The 19,928-nt window shown below is 72.9% G+C and carries 23 protein-coding genes; 10 read left to right on the top strand and 13 right to left on the bottom strand.

Going from position 1 to position 19,928, the window contains the following annotated elements; translation table 11 throughout:
• Positions 1-100 precede the first annotated feature (100 nt).
• Genes ygfZ through IE109_RS08610 form a run of 3 tightly spaced genes read right to left on the bottom strand, consistent with a single transcriptional unit; the run spans position 101 to position 2,187 of the window.
• Positions 101-1,081: a CAF17-like 4Fe-4S cluster assembly/insertion protein YgfZ gene (gene ygfZ / locus IE109_RS08620; RefSeq protein ID WP_189550189.1), complete on the bottom strand. Its 981-nt coding sequence runs from the start codon at positions 1,079-1,081 to the stop codon at positions 101-103.
• A 9-nt stretch (positions 1,082-1,090) separates the two neighbouring features.
• Entirely contained in the window at positions 1,091-1,564 is a 474-nt protein-coding gene (locus IE109_RS08615) for a Fur family transcriptional regulator (protein WP_189550188.1), read from the bottom strand.
• A gap of 50 nt (positions 1,565-1,614) precedes the next feature.
• The gene (locus IE109_RS08610; RefSeq protein ID WP_064067591.1) at positions 1,615-2,187 is read right to left on the bottom strand and encodes a heme-binding beta-barrel domain-containing protein; all 573 of its coding nucleotides are present in this window, start codon (positions 2,185-2,187) and stop codon (positions 1,615-1,617) included.
• Positions 2,188-2,428: 241 nt separating this feature from the next.
• Between IE109_RS08610 and IE109_RS08605 the strand changes: the two genes are divergently transcribed.
• Positions 2,429-2,791 carry a DsrE family protein gene (locus IE109_RS08605; RefSeq protein ID WP_189550187.1) on the top strand — a complete coding sequence of 121 codons (363 nt, stop codon included), beginning with the start codon at positions 2,429-2,431 and terminating at the stop codon, positions 2,789-2,791.
• 46 nt (positions 2,792-2,837) lie between these two features.
• Here IE109_RS08605 and IE109_RS08600 read toward each other — a convergent pair whose 3' ends face one another.
• The 8 genes from IE109_RS08600 to IE109_RS08570 form a co-directional block, all read right to left on the bottom strand.
• Positions 2,838-3,098, bottom strand: coding sequence for a DUF3099 domain-containing protein (locus tag IE109_RS08600; RefSeq protein WP_189550186.1), 261 nt, complete (start codon positions 3,096-3,098; stop codon positions 2,838-2,840).
• A 100-nt stretch (positions 3,099-3,198) separates the two neighbouring features.
• Entirely contained in the window at positions 3,199-3,486 is a 288-nt protein-coding gene (locus tag IE109_RS08595; protein WP_189550185.1) for a DUF1416 domain-containing protein, read from the bottom strand.
• Between the two features lie 49 nt (positions 3,487-3,535).
• Complete coding sequence (locus tag IE109_RS08590) at positions 3,536-4,381, bottom strand: sulfurtransferase (protein ID WP_189550184.1); 846 nt, start codon at positions 4,379-4,381, stop codon at positions 3,536-3,538.
• Between the two features lie 171 nt (positions 4,382-4,552).
• Positions 4,553-4,633: a putative leader peptide gene (locus IE109_RS34000; RefSeq protein WP_350497993.1), complete on the bottom strand. Its 81-nt coding sequence runs from the start codon at positions 4,631-4,633 to the stop codon at positions 4,553-4,555.
• Positions 4,634-4,817: 184 nt separating this feature from the next.
• A complete protein-coding gene (locus IE109_RS08585; RefSeq protein WP_189550183.1) occupies positions 4,818-5,510 on the bottom strand; it encodes an LmeA family phospholipid-binding protein in 693 nt (230 codons plus the stop codon).
• A 96-nt stretch (positions 5,511-5,606) separates the two neighbouring features.
• On the bottom strand, positions 5,607-6,908 hold the full coding sequence (locus IE109_RS08580) for a hypothetical protein (RefSeq protein ID WP_229890789.1): 1,302 nt from the start codon (positions 6,906-6,908) through the stop codon (positions 5,607-5,609).
• A 10-nt stretch (positions 6,909-6,918) separates the two neighbouring features.
• Positions 6,919-7,173 carry a MoaD/ThiS family protein gene (locus tag IE109_RS08575; protein WP_189550181.1) on the bottom strand — a complete coding sequence of 85 codons (255 nt, stop codon included), beginning with the start codon at positions 7,171-7,173 and terminating at the stop codon, positions 6,919-6,921.
• Between the two features lie 33 nt (positions 7,174-7,206).
• Positions 7,207-8,022 carry an alpha/beta hydrolase gene (locus tag IE109_RS08570; RefSeq protein ID WP_189550180.1) on the bottom strand — a complete coding sequence of 272 codons (816 nt, stop codon included), beginning with the start codon at positions 8,020-8,022 and terminating at the stop codon, positions 7,207-7,209.
• Positions 8,023-8,240: 218 nt separating this feature from the next.
• On the opposite strand from IE109_RS08570, the gene IE109_RS08565 reads away from it, so the two are divergent.
• The 5 genes from IE109_RS08565 to IE109_RS08545 all read left to right on the top strand — a co-directional run bounded on the left by IE109_RS08565 (position 8,241) and on the right by IE109_RS08545 (position 13,364).
• The gene (locus IE109_RS08565) at positions 8,241-9,035 is read left to right on the top strand and encodes a response regulator transcription factor (RefSeq protein WP_189550179.1); all 795 of its coding nucleotides are present in this window, start codon (positions 8,241-8,243) and stop codon (positions 9,033-9,035) included.
• A 24-nt stretch (positions 9,036-9,059) separates the two neighbouring features.
• Complete coding sequence (locus tag IE109_RS08560; protein ID WP_189550178.1) at positions 9,060-10,088, top strand: LacI family DNA-binding transcriptional regulator; 1,029 nt, start codon at positions 9,060-9,062, stop codon at positions 10,086-10,088.
• 162 nt (positions 10,089-10,250) lie between these two features.
• Entirely contained in the window at positions 10,251-11,210 is a 960-nt protein-coding gene (locus tag IE109_RS08555) for a S1C family serine protease (protein ID WP_189550177.1), read from the top strand.
• A 19-nt stretch (positions 11,211-11,229) separates the two neighbouring features.
• Positions 11,230-11,949 carry a response regulator transcription factor gene (locus IE109_RS08550; protein ID WP_189550176.1) on the top strand — a complete coding sequence of 240 codons (720 nt, stop codon included), beginning with the start codon at positions 11,230-11,232 and terminating at the stop codon, positions 11,947-11,949.
• Complete coding sequence (locus tag IE109_RS08545) at positions 11,946-13,364, top strand: HAMP domain-containing sensor histidine kinase (RefSeq protein ID WP_189550175.1); 1,419 nt, start codon at positions 11,946-11,948, stop codon at positions 13,362-13,364. The genes IE109_RS08550 and IE109_RS08545 overlap by 4 nt, the downstream gene beginning before the upstream one ends.
• A 248-nt stretch (positions 13,365-13,612) precedes the next feature.
• Here IE109_RS08545 and IE109_RS08540 read toward each other — a convergent pair whose 3' ends face one another.
• Both IE109_RS08540 and IE109_RS08535 read right to left on the bottom strand, forming a co-directional pair.
• Positions 13,613-14,491, bottom strand: coding sequence for a phosphatidylinositol-specific phospholipase C (locus IE109_RS08540; protein WP_189550174.1), 879 nt, complete (start codon positions 14,489-14,491; stop codon positions 13,613-13,615).
• A gap of 177 nt (positions 14,492-14,668) precedes the next feature.
• Positions 14,669-16,477: a bifunctional metallophosphatase/5'-nucleotidase gene (locus tag IE109_RS08535; protein WP_189550173.1), complete on the bottom strand. Its 1,809-nt coding sequence runs from the start codon at positions 16,475-16,477 to the stop codon at positions 14,669-14,671.
• Between the two features lie 132 nt (positions 16,478-16,609).
• Here IE109_RS08535 and mshD point away from each other — a divergent pair, with 132 nt between their 5' ends.
• The 4 genes from mshD (at position 16,610) to IE109_RS08515 (ending at position 19,866) form a co-directional block, all read left to right on the top strand.
• Complete coding sequence (mshD, locus tag IE109_RS08530) at positions 16,610-17,548, top strand: mycothiol synthase (RefSeq protein ID WP_189550172.1); 939 nt, start codon at positions 16,610-16,612, stop codon at positions 17,546-17,548.
• 94 nt (positions 17,549-17,642) lie between these two features.
• Positions 17,643-18,029, top strand: a complete 387-nt coding sequence (locus IE109_RS08525; RefSeq protein WP_189550549.1) for a GntR family transcriptional regulator — start codon at positions 17,643-17,645, stop codon at positions 18,027-18,029.
• Entirely contained in the window at positions 18,026-18,919 is an 894-nt protein-coding gene (locus tag IE109_RS08520; RefSeq protein ID WP_189550171.1) for an ABC transporter ATP-binding protein, read from the top strand. Before IE109_RS08525 ends, IE109_RS08520 begins: the two co-directional genes overlap by 4 nt.
• A complete protein-coding gene (locus IE109_RS08515) occupies positions 18,916-19,866 on the top strand; it encodes an ABC-2 membrane transporter-related protein (RefSeq protein WP_189550170.1) in 951 nt (316 codons plus the stop codon). Before IE109_RS08520 ends, IE109_RS08515 begins: the two co-directional genes overlap by 4 nt.
• The last annotated feature ends 62 nt before the right edge of the window (positions 19,867-19,928 follow it).

Below are 19,928 nucleotides of genomic sequence, written 5' to 3'. Positions count from 1 at the left end.
CCCGCCGGGGCGTCCGGGCCACCCGGGCCCGCGAGGAACCGGGCGCCCGGGGCGCCCGGCTTCTCGGGGCGGGCGCGGCCTTCGATGCCCCGGCCGCGCCCTACGCCTCGACCACGACCTCCTGGGCCGCGGCCGTGCCGCCCGCGAGCAGCTCCGCGTCCACCGGGACGTTGCGCTTGACCAGGGCGAGCGCGATCGGGCCGAGCTCGTGGTGGCGTACGGCGGTGGTGACGAACCCGAGCTGCCGGCCCTCCTCACCGTCGGCCTTGAGCCGGATCGGCGTGCCGTGCGGGGGCAGGTGCACCTCGCTGCCGTCGAGGTGCAGGAAGACCATCCGGCGCGGCGGCTTCCCCAGGTTGTGGACGCGCGCCACGGTCTCCTGGCCCCGGTAGCAGCCCTTCTGGAGGTGGACGGCGGTGCCGATCAGGCCGATCTCGTGCGGGATGGTGCGGTGGTCGGTCTCGAACCCGAGCCGGGGGCGGTGCGCCTCGACGCGCAGCGCCTCGTACGCCCACATCCCGGCGAGCGGCCCATGGCTCTCGGCGTACGCCGCCAGGTCGCCGCGCGGCAGGAACAGGTCGCGGCCGTACGCGGTCTCCCGTACGGCGACGCCGTCCGGGACGTCGGCGATCGAGCCGGCCGGCAGGTGGACGACGGCGATGTCCTCCGTCCGGTCGGCGACCTCGACCCGGTAGAAGAACTTCATCGACTCCAGGTAGGCGATGAGGGCCTCCTGGGTGCCGGGCTCGACGTGCGCCCAGACCGTCTCGCCGTCGTCGACGAGGTACAGCGCGTGCTCGATGTGGCCGTTGGCGGAGAGGATCAGCGCCTCCGTGGCCTGGCCGGCGGGGAGTTCGCTGACGGCCTGCGTGAGCAGCAGGTGCAGCCAGCCGAGCCGGTCCTCGCCGGTGACGGTGACGACCCCGCGGTGGCTCAGGTCGACCAGGCCGGTGCCGGCGGCGAGGGCGCGCTGTTCGCGGAACAGGTCGCCGTAGTGCGCGGCGACACCTTCGTCGCGCCCCTCGGCGGGCACGGCGCCGGGCACGGACAGGAGAGGGCTGGTCGGTGAATGTCGCAGCATGTGATCAGCCTACGACTCGCCGCCGGACGGGGCACCGGCCTCCTGGGCCTCTTCGGCCCCCGGGGCCTTCTTCGCGCACTTCTCGCACAGCCCGAAGATCGCGAAGTGCTTCATATCGGTGTCGAAACCGAAGGTGCGGCGGAGTTTCGCGGTGAACTCGGCGGCCACCTCCACGTCCGCCTCGATGACGTCCGCGCAGTCGCGGCACACCAGGTGCAGGTGGTGGTGCCGGTCGGCGAGGTGGTAGGTGGGGGCGCCGTGGCCGAGGTGGGCGTGGCTGACCAGGCCCAGCTCCTCCAGCAGCTCCAGCGTCCGGTAGACGGTGGAGATGTTCACGCCGGAGGCGGTCCTGCGCACCTCGCCGAGGATGTCGTCGGGCGTCGCGTGCCCCAGGACGTCCACCGCCTCCAGGACAAGCTGGCGCTGGGGAGTCAGCCGGTAGCCGCGCTGCCGCAGGTCGCTCTTCCAGTCGGTGCTCACCACGCGCTCCAGTGTAGGAGCACCGACCGCGAAGACCGAGGGCTGCCGGAGGGCTACTTGAAGAACGCGATGCCGTCGTCCGGCAGGTCGCCGAGGTCCTTCGCCCAGGCCTCGACCTGCTCGGGCGTGACGACCTTCTTCAGGTGGGCCGACATGTAGGGCCGCAGCGGCACCTCGGGCGTCGACTTCTCCCCGACCCACATCAGGTCGCCCTTCACATACCCGTAGAGCCGCTTGCCGCCGCTGTAGGGCCCGGAGGCGGCGGTCCGCGCGACGGCGTCGGTGACCAGGTCGATCTGCGGCTTCTGGTCGGCGAGCTCGCCGTACCAGACCTCGACGATGCCCTGGTCGCGCACCATCACGATCTCGACCTTGCGCTCCTTGTCGATGCGCCAGTAGCCGCTCTCGGACTCCAGGGGCTTGACCTTGTTGCCCTCGGCGTCCAGGACCCAGGTGCGGGAGGTGTACTCGATGAAGTCCCGGCCGTCGTGGCTGAAGGTCACGGACTGGCCGAAGTTGCACTTCTCGGCGCCGGGGAAGTCGGAGACGCCCGCGCCCTCCCACGTGCCCAGGAGGAACGCGAGGGGGACGAGGTCGGGGTTCAGGTCGGACGGAATCTCGATCATGAGCAGCTCAGTCGATCTGTAGGAGTGGTCAGCGCTGGCCCTGGTACAGCTTCTTCACGGTCAGGACGGCGAAGCCGAGCACGCCGACGCAGACCAGGACCAGCAGGGCGGAGAAGAAAGCCTCAAGCACAGGATGCTCCTCGGTGAGCGGTGTGGGCGAAGAAAGGGCCGGGTCCCAGCGTAATGGGTGGGGCCATGGCCCTCCGTGTGAGGTTCCCCGCCGCGCACTACAGTGCGGCGTATGGCGAAGAAGCTCGTGATCAAGGTGACCGCAGGGGCCGACGCCCCCGAGCGCTGCTCGCAGGCCTTCACGGTGGCGGCGGTCGCCGTCGCCAGCGGGGTGGAGGTCTCGCTCTGGCTGACCGGTGAGTCCTCGTGGTTCGCGCTGCCGGGCCGGGCGGCGGAGTTCGAGCTGCCGCACGCGGCGCCGCTGCCGGACCTGATCGACTCGGTTCTGGCGGCCGGGCGCGTCACGCTGTGCACACAGTGCGCGGCGCGGCGCGACATCACCGAGAAGGACGTCCTGGAGGGCGTGCGGATCGCGGGGGCGCAGGTCTTCGTGAGCGAGGCGCTGGCCGACGACGCGCAGGCGCTGGTCTACTGACGCCCGCCTGCGGCGGTACGCCGGCCCGGGGTCCGAGGGGCTGCCGTCACCGGCGTCTGCGCTTGCCGTCGAGCTCGTCCCACCACTCGTCGGACGTGGGGTCACCGCTGGGGTCGTCCCACCAGCGGTCCTCCGGGCCCCGCCGGTTGGCGACCATCGCGGCGACCGGCGGGATGACCATGGCGACGAAGCACATGGCGACGGCGGCGGGCGTGGACCACAGCCGTACGACGGCCCAGGCGCCCACGAAGAGCACCAGGCAGGCCGTCATCATCACGAAGTACACGTGCCGGCGCCGGGCGTACATACGTCCAGCGTAGGACGGAAACGACCGAAGGGCCGCACCTCGGTCCCGGTAAGCGTCCAACCCCCAGGAGGCGCGGCCCTGCGGCCAGTGAGCGGTGCCGTCAGACGGCGATGGCGACCTCGGCCAGGCCGCCCTGCCGGGCGACGACCGTGCGGTCGGCCGTGCCGCCCGGGACGAGGGCGCGGACGGTCCACGTGCCCTCGGCCGCGTAGAAGCGGAACTGACCGGTCGCGGAGGTCGGGACCTCGGCGGTGAACTCACCGGTCGAGTCCAGCAGACGCACGTAACCGACGACGGGCTCGCCGTCCTTGGTCACCTGGCCCTGGATCGTGGTCTCACCGGGCTTGATCGTCGAAGCGTCCGGGCCGCCGGCCTGTGCTCCACACATGGGTGCTCCTGAGGGGTCTTCGGGGAGGGAAGGGACGGGAGGTCCGGGACTACTTGTTGGCGCCGAGCTCGATCGGCACGCCGACGAGGGAGCCGTACTCGGTCCACGAGCCGTCGTAGTTCTTGACGTTCTCCTGGCCGAGCAGCTCGTGGAGCACGAACCAGGTCAGGGCCGAGCGCTCACCGATGCGGCAGTAGGCGATGGTGTCCTTCTCCAGGTCGACCTGCTCGTCGGCGTACAGCGCCTTGAGCTCCTCGTCGGACTTGAAGGTGCCGTCGTCGTTGGCGTTCTTCGACCACGGGATGTTGCGGGCGCTCGGCACGTGGCCGGGGCGCTGCGACTGCTCCTGCGGGAGGTGCGCCGGGGCGAGCAGCTTGCCGCTGAACTCGTCGGGGGAGCGCACGTCGACCAGGTTGAGGTTGCCGATCGCGGCCACGACGTCGTCGCGGAAGGCGCGGATGGAGGTGTCCTGGGCCTTGGCCTTGTACTGGGTGGCCGGGCGGTTCGGGACCTCGGAGCCGTCGACCAGGTCGCGGGAGTCGAGCTCCCACTTCTTGCGGCCGCCGTCGAGGAGCTTGACGCTCTCGTGGCCGTACAGCTTGAAGTACCAGTAGGCGTACGAGGCGAACCAGTTGTTGTTGCCGCCGTAGAGGACGACGGTGTCGTCGTTGGCGATGCCCTTCGCGGACAGGAGCTTCTCGAAGCCCTCCTGGTCGACGAAATCGCGGCGGACCGGGTCCTGGAGGTCCTGCTTCCAGTCGATCCGGACGGCGTTCTTGATGTGGTTCTTGTCGTACGCCGACGTGTCCTCGTCGACCTCGACGATGACGACCTTCGGGTCGTCGATGTGGGCCTCGACCCAGTCGGCGTCTACCAGGACGTCGCTGCGGCTCATGCTGTTCTCCTCCGGGGCAGTGTGCGGCGGGGTGTGGCGGGGTGGTGCCGGGTGCTCTTCGCCTCTGCGCGCTCGCTCGTACGGGGGTACGGGTCCACGCGGCGGATTCGGCACAGGGGCGGGCCTCGGGGTGCGTGACGGGCCCTGGGATACGGGAGGTCGGGCTCCCGCTCAGACGGAGCGACAGAGCATGGCGGCGACGCGGCACAGGTCTACTGCCCGCCGCTTCGTGAGGTCCGCCTGTCGCTTCATGACGCCGATCGTAGGGACGGACGGGCGGCCGTGTCACCGGCGTGTCGCATCGTGAGACACGATCGTCCATGATGTGGGACGCACACTCGGCCGAACGGGTGGCGGCCGACCGTGTCGCCGGGCTTCGTCCCCCGCCATCTGCGGATCGGACGGCCCCGTCTCACGATGTGGCCGAAAGCCGGTTTCAGCCGGTCAGCACGACGTCCTTGCCGGTGACCGTGACCACGACGCCCTCCGGCGTCGCCTCGACCTTCCGCAGCTTCAGCCCGGCCGGCAGCCCGCCGACCTGGCGGTCGAAGTCCGTGCGCTCGCGCACCCGCTCCTCGACGCCCGGGAGCCCCTCACCGGGGACCTTGTCGGCGCGCACGCGGATGGTGTCGTCCCCGGCGAGGCTGACCGAGGACAGCACGCTGCGGGTGACCTTGCCCAGCAACGGGATCTCGACCGAGCCGGTGACCTTGACCTTGCCGTTGCCGCCGTAGCCGACGGTGACGTCCTCGCTGGACGCCGCGCCCAGATCGGCGTACGAGATGCGCGCCGTGCCGTCGGCGGAGGCGGCGACGGCCCGCGAGAAGTTGTCCTCCAGCCGCACGTCGCGCAGGGCGGCCTTCATCTCGGTGACGCGGACCCGGCGTCCGCCGGCCGTCGCCTCCACGCCCGTGAGCGTGACGTCGACCCGGTCCAGCTCCTTGCCCAGGACCTGGGTCAGGAAGGGGAAGCCCTCGATCGAGACGTCGGCGGAGCCGGCCTGTGCCTGCGCGGTCCGTATTCGCTCGGCCGCCTCGGACTCGGCGTAGTTCACCGCCAGGCGGTCGGCGACGACGAAGAGGCCACCGAGGACCACAGCGGTGATCAGCAGTATTCGCAGTGCTCGCATTGCTCGGTGTTCCCCCACCCTGTCGGCGACCGCCCCCGTGACGTCATGATCGACGTTCGGGGGCACCCGTTGGTTCCCTTCCCCCGCTCCGGCCGCTCAGGCCAGCGCACGCCCCAGCACGTACACGGCCGGCGCCGCGAGGGCGAGCGGCAGCGCCACCCCGGCCGTCATGTGGACGAAGCGGGAGGGGTAGTCGTAGGCGGCCACCCGGTGCCCGGCCAGGGCGCACACCCCGGCGCCCAGGCCCAGCAGCGCGCCCTGCGCCCCCATGCCGGTCAGCCCGCCGGCGGCGGCCCCGGCACCGGCCGCGGCGAGCAGCGCCACCACGAGCGTCGCCGGCCCGGGCAGGGGCAGGGCGCGGGCCGGGATGGCGACGGCGACCGCGAGGCCGCCCACGACGACCGCGTCGGACGCGACGGACGCGGCGGCCAGGAACCCGGCCGCGACGACCGCGAGCGCCGACGAGGCGACGGTGGCCATCAGGCCGTACTGCCGCTCGTCGGAGCCCGCGTGGCTGCGCAGCTGGAGGACGATCACCAGCAGCACCCACACCCCGAGCGTGCCGAGCAGCGCGGCGGGCGCGTGCTCCTCACCGACGGCGAGCAGCGCCACGTCCGCGGTGAGGCCGCCCGCGAAGGCGAGCGCGATGCCCTGGCGGGCGGGCCACATGCCGTTGAGCCGGAACCAGCCGGCGGCGGTGAGGGCCTGGAGCAGGACCAGCGGGACGAGTGGACCGTACGTCCCGAGGGCGGCGCCGGCGGCGAGGAGGCCACCGAGCGCGGCGGTCAGCACGGCCGGCTGCATACCCGGGTCGATGATCGGCGAGCGGCCCTCGGCGCGGGCCCGCTGGGCGTCGGTCAGCCGCACGTGACCCGAGGTCGTGGCCGTGCCGTACCCAGGCCCGGCGGGCGCGGCGGCGGACGCGGCGGTGAGCCCGTCGGCGGGCCCGGCGGCCCGGGCCGGCGCGGGTGCCGCCCCGTCGGTGACCGGCCGCAGGAGCGTGGTCGGCGGGTCGTAGGGGGCCTGATCTCCGTACGGGGCCTGGGCGCCGTACGGGTCGTGCGAGGCGGACGCGCCGTAGGGGTCGTGCGGGGCGGACGCGCCGTACGGTGCCGACGGGTCGTACGGGGCGCGGGCCTCGTACGGGACCTCGGGGGGCAGCGGGTACGAACCGGGACCCGGGCCCTCGGAAGCGCCCGCGCCCTGCACCGGCAGGTAGGCGGTGTCCGCCGCGTACGGCTGGGCGGGCTGCGGGTACGGCTGCGGCGCGGGCTGGACGGCCGGCTGGTACTGGGTGTCCCAGGTCTGGCCCTCCCACGTCTGCGCGACGTCCGGCGTCCGCGCGGCGTCCGGGTCCTCGTACCCGTGTCCGTACGGGTACTGCTGATCGCTGCTCATGCTGTGGGGTTCACCCTCCTGCGAACGGCGGGAGCACCTCGACCGTGCCGCCCTCGGCCAGCCGTACGGTCTCATGGCTCCGGGTCCCGACGGGATCACCGTCGACCAGGAACGAACACCGCAGGAGCACCCGCGTCAGCTCCCCGGGGTGCCGCTCGCGCACCGCGTCCAGCGCCTCGGCCAGGTTCTCCGCGGCGTACGGCTCCTCGGCGGTCCCGGCGGCGGCCTTGGCCGCGGCCCAGTAGCGGATGGTCCCCGCTGCCATAGCGGCACTCCTTTCGTCGGCCTCCATCATGGGCTATGGCAGGGACAGCCAGTCCGCGATGCGGGCGAGCAGGGCCTCACCGGCCGCGTTCTCGGCGTGCCCCATGCCCTCCTCCAACCACAGTTCCGCCGGTCCCGCGGCCGCCAGCATCCTCGGGTGGTCCACCGGGAAGTACGGGTCGCGGTCGCCGTGCACGATCAGCAGCGGCGTCGGGGCGATCAGCGGCACCGCCTCGACCGGCGACATCGGAACCGGGTCCCAGTCCCGGTCGTGGATGCGGGTGCGCAGCCCGTAGCGGCCCACCAGCCGCCCGGCGGGCCGGGTGATCACCCAGTGGACCCGCCGCATCGGAGCCGTACCCCGGTAGTACCAGCGCGCCGGGGCACTCACCGCGACCACGGCGTCCGCCCGGGACGGGGCGTCCTTGAACAGCGCCCCGTGCCGCAGCACCACCGACCCGCCCATCGAGAACCCGACCGTCACCACGCGCGCGTACCCCAGCTCCCGCGCCCAGCGCACCGCCGCGGCCAGGTCCAGCACCTCGCGGTCGCCGACCGTGGACCGGCCGCCCGACCGGCCGTGCCCCCGGAAGGAGAAGGTGACGACCCCGGCCCGCCGGGCGAACGCCCGCGCCGTGCGCCGCACCGCCGGCCGGTGGACCGAGCCCGTGAACCCATGGGCGACCACGACGGCCGTGTCGGGGACACCTGCGGCGCGCGGTGCCGCGAGCGGCGAATGGACCGCTTCGATCCGGACCCCGTCGGATGTACGCAGCATGGCGCGCCGGGAACCGGACGTGAGCGAGGGAACATCCACGATGTGAAACGCGCCCTCTTCCTCGGAAGTCATGTGGGCTATTCTCCTGGGAAGAGGATCCGGGCGACGCAGCCCCCGGATCCTTTTGTGTTTTCCGTCCGTTGTTACAGACAGGTGAACAAGGGCTCTCAGGGCGCGAGGAGCCACGCAGGAAGCAGTGCCGCAACGTCCTCGCAGGGACCGAGGAGGAACCGACGTATGGGCCGGCGAACCGTGTACGACCGCAGGACGACCCGGGCATGGGGGGAACGATGAGTTCTCTGCTGCTCCTGACCAATGCCCTCCAGCCGTCGACAGAGGTGCTCCCCGCTCTGGGACTGCTGCTGCACAACGTGCGCGTGGCCCCCGCCGAGGGCCCGGCGCTCGTGGACACCCCGGGCGCGGACGTGATCCTCGTCGACGGCCGCCGCGACCTGCCGCAGGTGCGGTCGCTGTGCCAGCTGCTCCGCTCCACCGGGCCGGGCTGCCCGCTGATCCTGGTCGTCACCGAGGGCGGTCTCGCGGCCGTCACCGCCGACTGGGGCATCGACGACGTCCTGCTGGACACGGCCGGTCCGGCCGAGGTCGAGGCACGGCTGCGGCTCGCGACGGGCCGCCAGCAGATCACCGCGGACGACTCCCCCATGGAGATCCGCAACGGCGACCTGTCGGTCGACGAGGCCACGTACAGCGCCAAGCTCAAGGGCCGGGTCCTGGACCTGACCTTCAAGGAGTTCGAGCTGCTGAAGTACCTGGCCCAGCACCCGGGCCGGGTGTTCACCCGCGCACAGCTCCTCCAGGAGGTGTGGGGCTACGACTACTTCGGCGGTACACGCACCGTGGACGTCCACGTACGGCGGCTGCGCGCCAAGCTGGGCCCCGAGCACGAGTCGCTGATCGGCACCGTGCGCAACGTCGGCTACCGCTTCGTGACGCCCGAGAAGGTGGAGCGCGCGGCCGAGGAGGCACGGACGAAGGAGACGAAGGCGGCCACACCGGCGGCCGTCACCCGTGCGGCGGACGCCGAAGGGGCGGAGGAAGCCGCCGTACGACCTGCCCAGAGGTAGGTCACCCCGCGTAGACTGCCGCGCGTGGCCAAGGTGACGCGGGACGATGTGGCGCGACTGGCGGGGACTTCCACCGCGGTCGTGAGCTACGTCATCAACAACGGACCCCGGCCGGTCGCCCCGGCCACGCGCGAGCGGGTACTCGCAGCGATCAAGCAGCTGGGCTACCGGCCCGACCGCGTCGCGCAGGCCATGGCCTCGCGGCGCACCGACCTCATAGGCATGATCGTCCCCGACGCCCGGCAGCCGTTCTTCGCCGAGATGGCGCACGCGGTCGAGAGGGCCGCCGCCGACCGCGGCAAGATGGTCCTGGTCGGCAACTCCGACTACCGCGACGAGCGCGAGATCCACTATCTGCGTGCCTTCCTCGGGATGCGGGTCGCCGGGCTGATCCTCGTCAGCCAGGGCATGAGCGAGCGCGCCGCCCAGGAGATCGAGGCGTGGGACGCGCGCGTGGTGCTGCTCCACGAGCGGCCCGAGGCCCTCGACGACGTCGCCGTCGTCACCGACGACATCGGCGGCGCCCAGCTCGCCACCCGGCACCTCCTGGAGCACGGCCACGAGTACGTCGCCTGCCTCGGCGGCGTGGAGGACACCCCCGCCGTCGGCGACCCGGTCGCCGACCACGAGGAGGGCTGGCGCCGCGCGATGCTGGAGTCCGGCCGCTCGGTGGAGGGCCGGCTGTTCCAGGCCCCGTACAACCGCTACGACGCCTACCAGGTGGCGCTGAAGCTGCTGGCGGGCCCGGACCGGCCGCCGGCCATCTTCTGCTCCACGGACGACCAGGCCATCGGCGTGCTCCGCGCGGCCCGCGAGCTGCGCCTGGACGTGCCGGGCGACCTGGCGGTGGCGGGGTTCGACGACGTCAAGGAGGCCGCGCTGACGGACCCGCCGCTGACGACGGTCTCCTCCGACCGCCCGGCGATGGCGCGGGCGGCGGTGGACCTGGTGCTCGACGACGGGCTGCGGGTGGCGGGGTCGCGCCGGGAGCGCGTCAAGCAGTTCCCCTCGGCGCTGGTGGTACGCCGCTCCTGCGGGTGCGACGGGCAGTAGCCCCGGCAGGCCGGTGGCCGGGAGCGCCGGGATGGCGCCGGGAGCGTGCCACCCCGGGAGCCCCACCCCGAGAGGGGTCCTTACATCGGGCATACGAGACTTTGCCCCTACTCTCAGGGCGTCCTCAGACGGTTCTCATGTACGGCTCCGAGAGTCGTACCCATGACGGACCTCTCCTCCTCCGGCGAGCAGCAGCCGGCCCCCGCGTACCCGCCGCCCCCGGCGTACCCGCCCCTCCCGCCCGCCGCGCACCGCCGCCCCAGGAGGCCGGTGGCGCTGGTCGCGGCCGTCGCCCTGGCCGCCGCGCTGGTCGGTGGCGGCGCCTCGGCGCTGGTGCACGAGCTCACCGGCGGCGACCCGGCACCGGTCGCATCCGGCGGCGGGGTGACCGGCACCAGCGTCTCGCAGTCCAGCCGGGGCACCGTCGCCGGTGTGGCCCAGGCGGTGTCGCCGAGCATCGTGGAGATCAGCGCGGCGTCCACCGCCGGCACGTCCACCGGCTCGGGCGTGATCATCACCGCCGGCGGGGAGGTCGTCACCAACAACCACGTCATCGCGGGCGCCTCGGAGATCGAGGTCCGGCTCGGCGACGGCCGGACCTACACCGCCGGCGTCGTCGGCACCGACCCCGGGAAGGACCTGGCGCTGATCGAGCTCCGGGGCGCGTCCGGGCTGAAGGCCGCCACGCTCGGCGAATCCGGGAAGGTCCGCGTCGGCGACCAGGTCGTCGCCATCGGGTCGCCGGAGGGCCTGACCGGCACCGTCACCAGCGGGATCGTCTCCGCGCTCGACCGGGACGTGACGGTGGCCAAGGACGACGGGGGGCAGCAGCAGTCCGGCCCGCGCGACCAGTGGCCCTTCGAGTTCGGCGGACAGCGGTTCAACGGCGACACGGGCGACACGAAGACGACGTACAAGGCGATCCAGACCGACGCCTCGCTCAACCCCGGCAACTCCGGCGGCGCGCTGATCGACATGAACGGCCGGATCATCGGCATCAACTCGGCCATGTACGCGCCCAGCTCCGCGACCGGGTCCACGGCCGGCAGCGTCGGCCTCGGTTTCGCCATCCCCATCGACACCGTCAAGGCCGACCTGGACGACCTCCGGGCGGGTTCCTGACGCGTGCGACGCTGGCCCCATGAACACCGACGCCGACCGCATCCTCATCGTGGACGACGAGCCCGCCGTGCGCGAGGCGCTGCGGCGCAGCCTCGCCTTCGAGGGGTACGGGACGGATGTCGCCGTCGACGGCGCCGACGCGCTCGCGCGGATGGACGCGCACGCCCCCGACCTCGTCGTCCTCGACGTGCAGATGCCCCGCATGGACGGCCTGACCGCCGCCCGGCGCATCCGCGCCGCCGGCTCGACCGTCCCCATCCTGATGCTCACCGCCCGTGACACGGTCGGCGACCGGGTGACCGGGCTCGACGCGGGCGCGGACGACTACCTGGTGAAGCCGTTCGAGCTCGACGAACTGTTCGCCCGCATCCGCGCGCTGCTGCGGCGCAGCTCCTACGCGGCGGCATCCGGCCGCCCGGAGCCCCGGGGCGACGCCCTGTCCTTCGCCGACCTCCGGATGGACCTGGCGACGCGCGAGGTGACGCGCGGCGGCCGGCCGGTGGAGCTGACCCGTACGGAGTTCACGCTCCTGGAGATGTTCCTGTCGCATCCGCGGCAGGTGCTGACGCGGGAGCAGATCCTCAAGTCGGTGTGGGGCTTCGACTTCGAGCCCAGCTCCAACTCGCTGGACGTGTACGTGATGTACCTGCGGCGCAAGACCGAGGCGGGCGGTGAGCCCCGGCTGGTGCACACCGTCCGGGGTGTGGGGTACGTGCTGCGCGGCGGGGCCGCCGAATGACCGGACCGCTTCACCGCTTCCGCGCGCTGCCGCTGCGCTCCCGCCTCGCTCTGCTCACCGCGACGGCGGTGGCGGTCGCGGTGGCGGCGGTGTCGGTGACCTGCTGGTTCATGGTGCGCAACGCCCTGGTGGGGTCGCTGGACGACGCGCTGCGGGAGAACCGGGTGGCCCCGGCGGAGGTGCTCGCCGTGTTCCGCTCGGGGGGCTGCCGGGCGCCGGGTTCGGCCCCGCCGGACCGCCCCAACCAGGACCTGTTCCAGCAGACCATCCAGGTCGTCGACGCCAAGGGCGTCAGCTGCGTGGTGGTCGGCCGGCAGTCGGTCACCGTGACCGCCGACGACCTCGCGGTCGCCGACGGGCGGGCGGCGGAGGCGGCGCACGACGCCCGGGCGTCCGACGGCTCGGACTACCGGGTGCTCACCTATCCCCTGCCGGGCTGGTCCGGCGCGGTGTCCGTGGCCCGGCCGCTGAACGAGGTCGACGACGCCCTCAACACCCTCACCCTGGTGCTGGGCCTCGTCGCCGGCATCGGGGTCGTCGGCGCGGGCGCCGCGGGGCTGTGGGTGGCCCGGACCGGGCTGAAGCCGGTGGACCGGCTGACCGGGGCGGTGGAGCACGTGGCGCGGACGGAGGACCTCACCGTCCGCATCCCGGTCGACGGCGAGGACGAGATCGCCCGCCTGTCGCGGTCGTTCAACGCCATGACGGCCGCCCTCGCCTCCTCCCGGGACCGGCAGGCACAGCTGATCGCCGACGCTGGGCACGAGCTGCGCACGCCGCTGACCTCGCTGCGGACGAACGTCGAGCTGCTGGCCCGCAGCGACGAGACGGGGCGGGCCATCCCGCCGGAGGACCGGCGGGCCCTGATGGCGTCCGTGAAGGCGCAGATGACCGAACTGGCGGCGCTCATCGGTGACCTCCAGGAACTGTCCCGGCCGGACGCGGCGGTCCCCGGCCGGCTGGAGGTGGTCGCGCTGCACGACCTCCTCGGTACGGCGCTGGACCGGGCCCGGCTGCGGGGGCCGGAGCTGACCGTCTCGGCGGACGACGTGCGGCCCTGGTACGTACGGGCGGAGCCGGCGGCGCTGGAGCGCGCCCTGGTGAACGTCCTGGACAACGCGGTGAAGTTCTCCCCGCCGGGCGGGAGGGTGGAGGTGGCGCTGGCGGACGGCGAGCTGACCGTGCGGGACCACGGGCCGGGCATCCCGCCGGACGAGCTGCCGCACGTCTTCGAGCGGTTCTGGCGCTCGCCGTCGGCGCGCGGCCTGCCCGGCTCGGGGCTGGGCCTGTCGATCGTGGCCCGGACGGTGCGGCAGGCGGGCGGTGAGGTGGAGCTGACGGCGGCGGAGGGCGGCGGTACGCGCGCGGTGATCCGGCTGCCGGGCGCGCCGACGCCACCGCCGTCCGCGCCGTGAGCGGCCTGAGCCGTACCGGGAACGGTGGGGTGCGGGCCGCGGCCGGTCGTGGGGCCGGTCCGGTGCGGGCCGGAAGCGGATCGGGACGTCCGGCCGGGGGCCGGTTCCCCCTCGGCCCCGGCCGGACGTGCGCATACATGGCTATCCGGCCGGCCTCTCGCGGCGCAAACCGAATGGGCGGATGCATGCCATGACGTTTTTCACCGCCCGCCGAGGGAACCTCGGCCCCGCGAATCCCCTGCGGCGGCTCAGGCGTTGTGGCGGATCAGGGACTCGACGAGCCCGGCACGGACGTTGGGGAAGTCCATCGGGACGATGCCGAGTCCCGTCCAGCCGGCCGCCTCCGGCCCGTCCAGGAAGCCGTGGACGCGCGGGTTCAGCCGGTCGGCGTTCCAGCGGGGCGGGAGCAGCGCGGCGGTGGAGACGTGATTGACGTACAGCCTGCCGGGCCGGGCGGCGGCCTTGCGGAAGTGGGCCTCGATCTTCGGGTACTTGGCGGACGGCTCGGCCATGTAGTCGTCCTGGATGTCGAACAGCGCGCCGTCCCCGTACCGCACGCCCGGCAGGCCGCCGTTGTCGGCGAGGAGCACGACCTTGCCGCGTGCCTCGCCGAGCGCGGGCAGGCCGTCGCCGATGCGGAACAGGGGGCGCCAGCCCTTGGTGTCCAGGTAGAGGTCGAAGATCCGCCGGAAGGTGGCGTCGGAGTCCTCGGAGTACTCCTGCTTGAGGCGCATCAGCACCGTCTCGGTGGGGTGCGCGGCGAGGAAGTCGCGGCAGGCGGCGAGGACGTCGCCGAACATCTGGTTCTGGTAGTACGCCCCGTGATGGATGGCGAAGGCGTCTCCGGTGACCCGGCACCGGATGTCCAGGAAGCGGATGCCGCTGTCCAGCTGCCGGGCGACGCTCGTGTTCTGGCAGGCGACCCACAGCCCGCCGGCGGGGGCGGCGGAGTTGTGCGTACCGGGGATGGTCAGCGCCCGCAGCGGGATGTCACCGGGGAGGCGGGCCATCCAGTCCTGGGTGCCCAGCACCCGGGTACGGGCGTGGGCGGGGGTGCCCAGCAGGGCGGTGGCTGACACGGCGGCGGTGGCAGCGAGGAAGCTCCGTCGGCTCAGGTCCGGATTCATGCGCCGGAGTATGACGCGTACACGTCACCCATCACCAGACGCGTGCACGCCCGAGCCGCCCGGCCCCGCGGCGCCCCCCGACCGGGGCCGGCCGGGGGGCGCGTCCGCCGCGAACGGCCGCGCGGGGCGGCGGAACCGTTTCACCGGCCCGCCGCCCCGCGCTCGTACCGCGTGCCCCTACTTGACGACCGTGATCCGGTCGGCCTTCGGCGGCGCGATCGGCGCGGCCGCCGACGAGTTGGCCGCCAGGTAGGCGTTGAAGACGTCCAGGTCGGACGCGCCGACCAGCTTGTTCTTGCCCTGGGCCAGGGCCGGGAAGCCGTCGCCGCCACCCGCGAGGAACTCGTTCATCGCGACGCGGTAGGACTTCGCCGGGTCGATCGGCGCACCGTTCAGCCTCACCGAGTCGGCCACGACACGCGCCGCGCCCGCCTTGGTCATGTCGAGCGTGTAGGTGAAGCCCTTCGAGACCTGGAGGATCTTCGGGGAGGTCTCGTTGGAGCCGCTGACCTGCTGCTGGAGCGCCGCGATCAGCTGGGCTCCGGTCAGGTCGACCACGTTCATCATGTTGGTGAACGGCTGCACGGTGAACGCCTCGCCGTACGTCACCACCCCGTCGCCCTCGGCGCCGGACGCCTTGTACACCAGGTCCGAGCGGATACCGCCCGGGTTCATCAGCGCGATCTGCGCCCCGCCCTTGTCGGCGGGGGCCAGCCCGGCGAGCTGCGCGTCGGCGATCAGGTCACCGAGCGGCTTCTCGTACTCCGAGGACCCGCGGCCGTTGATGTCGGCGGCGATGAAGCCCTGGGGCCGGTTCGCGATCGGCGCGGCCAGCGCGTTCCACCGCTGGATCAGCGAGGTCATGTCGGCGGCCTTCGGCACGTCGCGCGTAACCACGTGGTTCGCCGACTCCACCGACGTCCGCACGATGTCCTTGGTCCGGCGGTCGTACGTCAGCGTCGTGTCCGTGTAGAGCTTGCCGTACGAGGCCGCCGAGGTGACCATGCGCGGCTTGCCGGACGGGTCCGGGACGGTGCACACGTACGCCTGGTGGGTGTGACCCGTGACCAGCGCGTCGACCTGGGGGTTCAGCCTCTTCGCGATGTCGACGACCGGACCGGATATCCCGTCGCCCGCACCCGGGCTGTCGCAGTCGTAGTTGTACGAGGACGAGGCCGGCGCGCCGCCCTCGTGGATCAGGGCGACGATCGACTTGACGCCCTTGCGCTCCAGGACCTTGGTGTACTTGTCGATCGTCTCGACCTCGTCACCGAACTTCAGGCCCTTGACGCCCTCGGCTGAGACGATGTTCGGCGTGCCCTCCAGGGTCACCCCGATGAAACCGATCCTGACGCCCTTGCGCTCCCAGATGAAGTACGGGTCCAGGATCGGCTTGCCGGTCTTCTCGTTCGTCACGTTGGCCGCGAGGTACGGGAAGGCGGCGCCGGGGAAGGTCTTGCCCTCCTCGAAGCAGCCGCCGGTCGGGTGGCAGCCGCCGTCCTGCATGCGGGCCAGTTCCCTGGCGCCCTCGTCGAACTCGTGGTTGCCGACCGACGAGACGTCGAGCTTCAGCTTGTTCAGCGCCTCGACGGTCGGCTCGTCGTGGAAGAGGCCCGACATCAGCGGCGAGGCGCCGATCATGTCACCGGCGGCGGCGGTGACGGAGTACGGGTTGCCCTGGCGGGCGGTGCGCAGGTGCGTGGCGAGGTACTCGACGCCGCCCGCGTCGACCTTCTCGGTCGTGCCGTCCGGCTTGGTGCGGGTGACCTGCCCGGACGAACCGGCCGGCGGCTCCAGATTGCCGTGCAGGTCGTTGAAGGAGAGCAGCTGCACGTCGACGGTGCGCCCGGGGTGGTGGCCGGCCGGCTTGCCCCGGTCGTCGGCGCCGGCGGGCAGGGCGGCGACCATCGCGCCGACGGTGGCCAGGCCGGCGGCGGTGGCGAGTATCCGCCTCGCCACCCGGTTCTTGTGCGGTGTCGCTGACATCTGTCCCCTCGTGGTCGACAAGTTCGGTAGGGCCCAGCGCAGCCTAGAGTCAACGCGCGTAGCGCAACAGGGGTTGGCGGGTTACAAGCCGGTTGCCATCGGCCACCGGCAGCCGGTCGTAGGCTCGTACGCATGACGACTGACGCCCCCGTACCGGCCCTCGAACCCGGCCGCCGCATCGACACCTTCGACGAGCTCACCCACGAGCAGGCCCAGGCCGTCCTCGCCCTCCTCACCGACGCCGCCCGTGCCGACGGCATGCAGGCGGTGTCCGAGCAGGGGCGCCTCCAGCTGCGCGGCGGACGGCGCGAAGGGGTGTCCCACCTGTTGCTCACCGTCCGCGGCGACCTCGTGGGCTACGCCCAGCTGGAGGACACCGATCCGGTCGAGGCCCCGGCGGCCGAGCTGGTCGTCCATCCGTCGCACCGCGGCCGGGGGCACGGCCGGGCGCTGGGCTCCGCGCTGCTGGCGGCCTCGGGCAAGCGGCTGCGGGTGTGGGCGCACGGCGGCAAGTCGGCCGCCCGCCACCTGTCCCAGGTACTGGGGCTGACCCTGTTCCGGGAGCTGCGGCAGATGCGCCGGCCGCTGGCCGACCTGTCGGACGTTCCCGAGCCGGTGTTCCCGCCCGGAGTGGCCGTCCGCACCTTCGTGCCCGGCCAGGACGACGCCGCCTGGCTGGCCGTCAACGCGGCCGCGTTCGCGCACCACCCCGAGCAGGGCGCGCTGACCCAGCGGGACCTGGACGACCGCAAGGCCGAACCGTGGTTCGACCCCAAGGGCTTCTTCCTCGCCGTACGGGAGTCGGACGGCGCGGTCGTGGGCTTCCACTGGACGAAGGTGCACGCCGAGGAGCAACTGGGCGAGGTGTACGTCGTCGGCGTCAGTCCCGACGCGCAGGGGGGCGGCCTCGGCAAGGCGCTGACCTCGGTCGGGCTGCGGTACCTGGCGGCGCAGGGCGTCCCGACGGCCATGCTGTACGTCGACGCGGACAACACGGCGGCGGTGCGGGTGTACGAGGGGATGGGGTTCACCACGCACGAGGTGGACCTGATGTACCGCTCGGAGACGTGACGCGCGGGTCGTGAGGGGAGGGCGGGGTGTTGACACCCCGCCCTCTTCTGCACCACCCTTTCACTACTTGATTAGTGAAAGGGTGGTGCAGGACGTGGTCGAGTACCGCATCGACCGGCGCAGTGGTGTCGCCACCTACCTCCAGATCGTCCAGCAGACCAAACAGGCCCTCCGCCTGGGCCTGCTGGAACCCGGCGACCGGCTGCCCACGGCCCGCGAGGTCGTCGAGGCCACCGCCATCAACCCGAACACGGTGCTCAAGGCCTACCGCGAACTGGAGCGGGAGGGCCTGGTGGAGGCCCGCCGCGGCCTCGGCACCTTCGTACGGAGAACCCTGGGAAGCGCCCCGGCCGACTCCCCGCTGCGCGGCGAACTCGCCGACTGGGCCGCCCGCGCCCGCGCGGCCGGGCTGGAGCGGGACGACCTGACCGCGCTCTTCACCTCCGTACTGGACCAGCTCTATGAGGGGGACGACTCATGACCAGCGCCCTGGAGGCCCACGGCCTCACCAAACGGTACGGACGGCGGGGCGACCCCGCCCTGGCCGACTGCACCCTCCGGGTCCCCGCCGGCCGCGTCTGCGCGCTCGTCGGCCCCAACGGCGCGGGCAAGTCCACGCTCCTCGCACTGGCCGCCGGCCTGACGCGCCCGACCGCCGGCACCGTCCGGGTCCTCGGCACCGACCCGGTGACCGCCCGTGAACGCGTGGCGTACGTGGCCCAGGACAAGCCGCTGTACCCGCAGCTCACGGTCGCCGAAACCCTGCGCCTGGGCGCCGAGCTCAACCCCGGCCGCTGGGACGCCGAGGCGGCCGACCGCGTCGTCGGCACGCTCGACCGCGCGGCCCGCGTCCGCGCCCTGTCGGGCGGTCAGCGCACCCGCGTCGCCCTCGCCCTCGCGCTCGGCAAGCGGCCCGAACTGCTCCTGCTCGACGAGCCGATGGCCGACCTCGACCCGCTCGCCCGCCACCAGCTGATGGGCACGCTCATGGCGGACGCCGCCGAGCGCGGCACCGGCATCGTGATGTCGTCGCACATCCTGAGCGAGCTGGAGGGCGTCTGCGACCACCTGTTCCTCGTCACCGGCGGCCGGGTCCGCCTCGGCGGCGGCATCGACGATCTGCTCACCGCCCACACCCTGCTCACCGGGCCGGTCCGTGACCTGGCTCCGCACACGGTCGTGGAGGCCCGCGTCACCGGCCGCCAGCTCACCGCGCTGGTCCGCCCCGACGGCCCGGTCGACACCACGACCTGGCACACCACGGAACCGACCCTGGAGGACCTGTTGCTCGCCCATCTCCGCTCCCCGGACGCCCCGCCGCTCCTCACCCCGAGCGCGGCCGCCGACGCGGACGGGGCGGTGGCGGCGTGAGCGCGCTCGCCCCGCAGGGGCTGACCTGGACGGTGCTCCGGGTGCACCACCGGGCGCTGCTGGTCTCCGGCGCCTTCCTCGTGCTCGCCGCCGTCGCCCTGATCTGGCTGCGCTCGGCGGGGCAGGAGGCCGTCGACCGGAACGGCCCGTGCGCCTCACCGCCCACTCCCGACCTGCCGGACTGCGCCGACGTCGCCCTGCTGCCCTCCTCCGACGTCGCCGGTTACGTAAGCCTCGCGTCCACCGTGATCGCGTTGCTCCCTCTGGCCGTGGCCCTCTACGCGGGTGCCGTGCTGTTCGGAGCGGAGCTGGAACGCGGCACGGCCCGAGTCGCCTGGACCCAGTCCGTGACTCCCGGCCGCTGGTTCGCCACCAAGCTGGTTCTCCCCGCCGTGGTGATCACCGCCGGTTTCTCGCTGCTCTCGCTGCTGTACCGCTGGGCCCGGAGCGCCGGCGCCGAGGTACTCGGCGACCAGTGGCACTACGCCGACGTCTTCGTCGCGATGGGCCCCGTGGTGCTGGCGTACGGCCTGCTCGCACTCGCCGTCGGCGCGCTCGCCGGCCTGCTGGTTCGCCGGGCGCTGCCCGCCGGAGGCATCGCGCTCGCCGTCACCGGCCTGGTGATGGTGCTCTGCGAGCGCTGGCGGTCCGACCTGTGGCCCCCTGCCGAGCAAGTGTGGAGGAACTCCCGCGGAGAACTCGGCAACAGCGCCTGGCAGCTGGAGAACGGGCTGATCACACCGACCGGCCGACGCCTCCAGGACTGTGTGTACACCGTCACCTCACCGGGGTGCCGGGAGGCGCGCTCGGCGAGACAGTGGTACACCGTCCACCACCCGAGCGACCACTTCTGGCCCCTCCAGCTCGTCGAGACCGGCATCCTCCTCGCCCTCGCGGCGCTGGCCACCGCCATCGCCTTCCGGGTGCTGCGCCGCCACCACGCCTGACCGCGCCATCGGGGTCGGACGGCCGGGACGGGGGTCCGGCCGTCCGCCCCCAGCACGTCACG

It is taken from the genome of Streptomyces lavendofoliae (genome assembly GCF_014649735.1).
GTDB classification, from domain to species: domain Bacteria; phylum Actinomycetota; class Actinomycetes; order Streptomycetales; family Streptomycetaceae; genus Streptomyces; species Streptomyces lavendofoliae.
This window is presented reverse-complemented; position numbering and strand designations above follow the sequence as displayed.

Bases quoted from the DNA above. Each gene is read 5' to 3' on its own strand.
- ygfZ (WP_189550189.1), bottom strand. From the start codon at position 1,081: ATGCTGCGACATTCACCGACCAGCCCTCTCCTGTCCGTGCCCGGCGCC.
- IE109_RS08610 (WP_064067591.1), bottom strand. From the start codon at position 2,187: ATGATCGAGATTCCGTCCGACCTGAACCCCGACCTCGTCCCCCTCGCG.
- IE109_RS08605 (WP_189550187.1), top strand. From the start codon at position 2,429: ATGGCGAAGAAGCTCGTGATCAAGGTGACCGCAGGGGCCGACGCCCCC.
- IE109_RS08600 (WP_189550186.1), bottom strand. From the start codon at position 3,098: ATGTACGCCCGGCGCCGGCACGTGTACTTCGTGATGATGACGGCCTGC.
- IE109_RS08595 (WP_189550185.1), bottom strand. From the start codon at position 3,486: ATGTGTGGAGCACAGGCCGGCGGCCCGGACGCTTCGACGATCAAGCCC.
- IE109_RS08590 (WP_189550184.1), bottom strand. From the start codon at position 4,381: ATGAGCCGCAGCGACGTCCTGGTAGACGCCGACTGGGTCGAGGCCCAC.
- IE109_RS34000 (WP_350497993.1), bottom strand. From the start codon at position 4,633: ATGAAGCGACAGGCGGACCTCACGAAGCGGCGGGCAGTAGACCTGTGC.
- IE109_RS08585 (WP_189550183.1), bottom strand. From the start codon at position 5,510: ATGCGAGCACTGCGAATACTGCTGATCACCGCTGTGGTCCTCGGTGGC.
- IE109_RS08580 (WP_229890789.1), bottom strand. From the start codon at position 6,908: ATGAGCAGCGATCAGCAGTACCCGTACGGACACGGGTACGAGGACCCG.
- IE109_RS08575 (WP_189550181.1), bottom strand. From the start codon at position 7,173: ATGGCAGCGGGGACCATCCGCTACTGGGCCGCGGCCAAGGCCGCCGCC.
- IE109_RS08570 (WP_189550180.1), bottom strand. From the start codon at position 8,022: ATGACTTCCGAGGAAGAGGGCGCGTTTCACATCGTGGATGTTCCCTCG.
- IE109_RS08565 (WP_189550179.1), top strand. From the start codon at position 8,241: ATGAGTTCTCTGCTGCTCCTGACCAATGCCCTCCAGCCGTCGACAGAG.
- IE109_RS08555 (WP_189550177.1), top strand. From the start codon at position 10,251: ATGACGGACCTCTCCTCCTCCGGCGAGCAGCAGCCGGCCCCCGCGTAC.
- IE109_RS08550 (WP_189550176.1), top strand. From the start codon at position 11,230: ATGAACACCGACGCCGACCGCATCCTCATCGTGGACGACGAGCCCGCC.
- IE109_RS08545 (WP_189550175.1), top strand. From the start codon at position 11,946: ATGACCGGACCGCTTCACCGCTTCCGCGCGCTGCCGCTGCGCTCCCGC.
- IE109_RS08540 (WP_189550174.1), bottom strand. From the start codon at position 14,491: ATGAATCCGGACCTGAGCCGACGGAGCTTCCTCGCTGCCACCGCCGCC.
- IE109_RS08535 (WP_189550173.1), bottom strand. From the start codon at position 16,477: ATGTCAGCGACACCGCACAAGAACCGGGTGGCGAGGCGGATACTCGCC.
- mshD (WP_189550172.1), top strand. From the start codon at position 16,610: ATGACGACTGACGCCCCCGTACCGGCCCTCGAACCCGGCCGCCGCATC.
- IE109_RS08520 (WP_189550171.1), top strand. From the start codon at position 18,026: ATGACCAGCGCCCTGGAGGCCCACGGCCTCACCAAACGGTACGGACGG.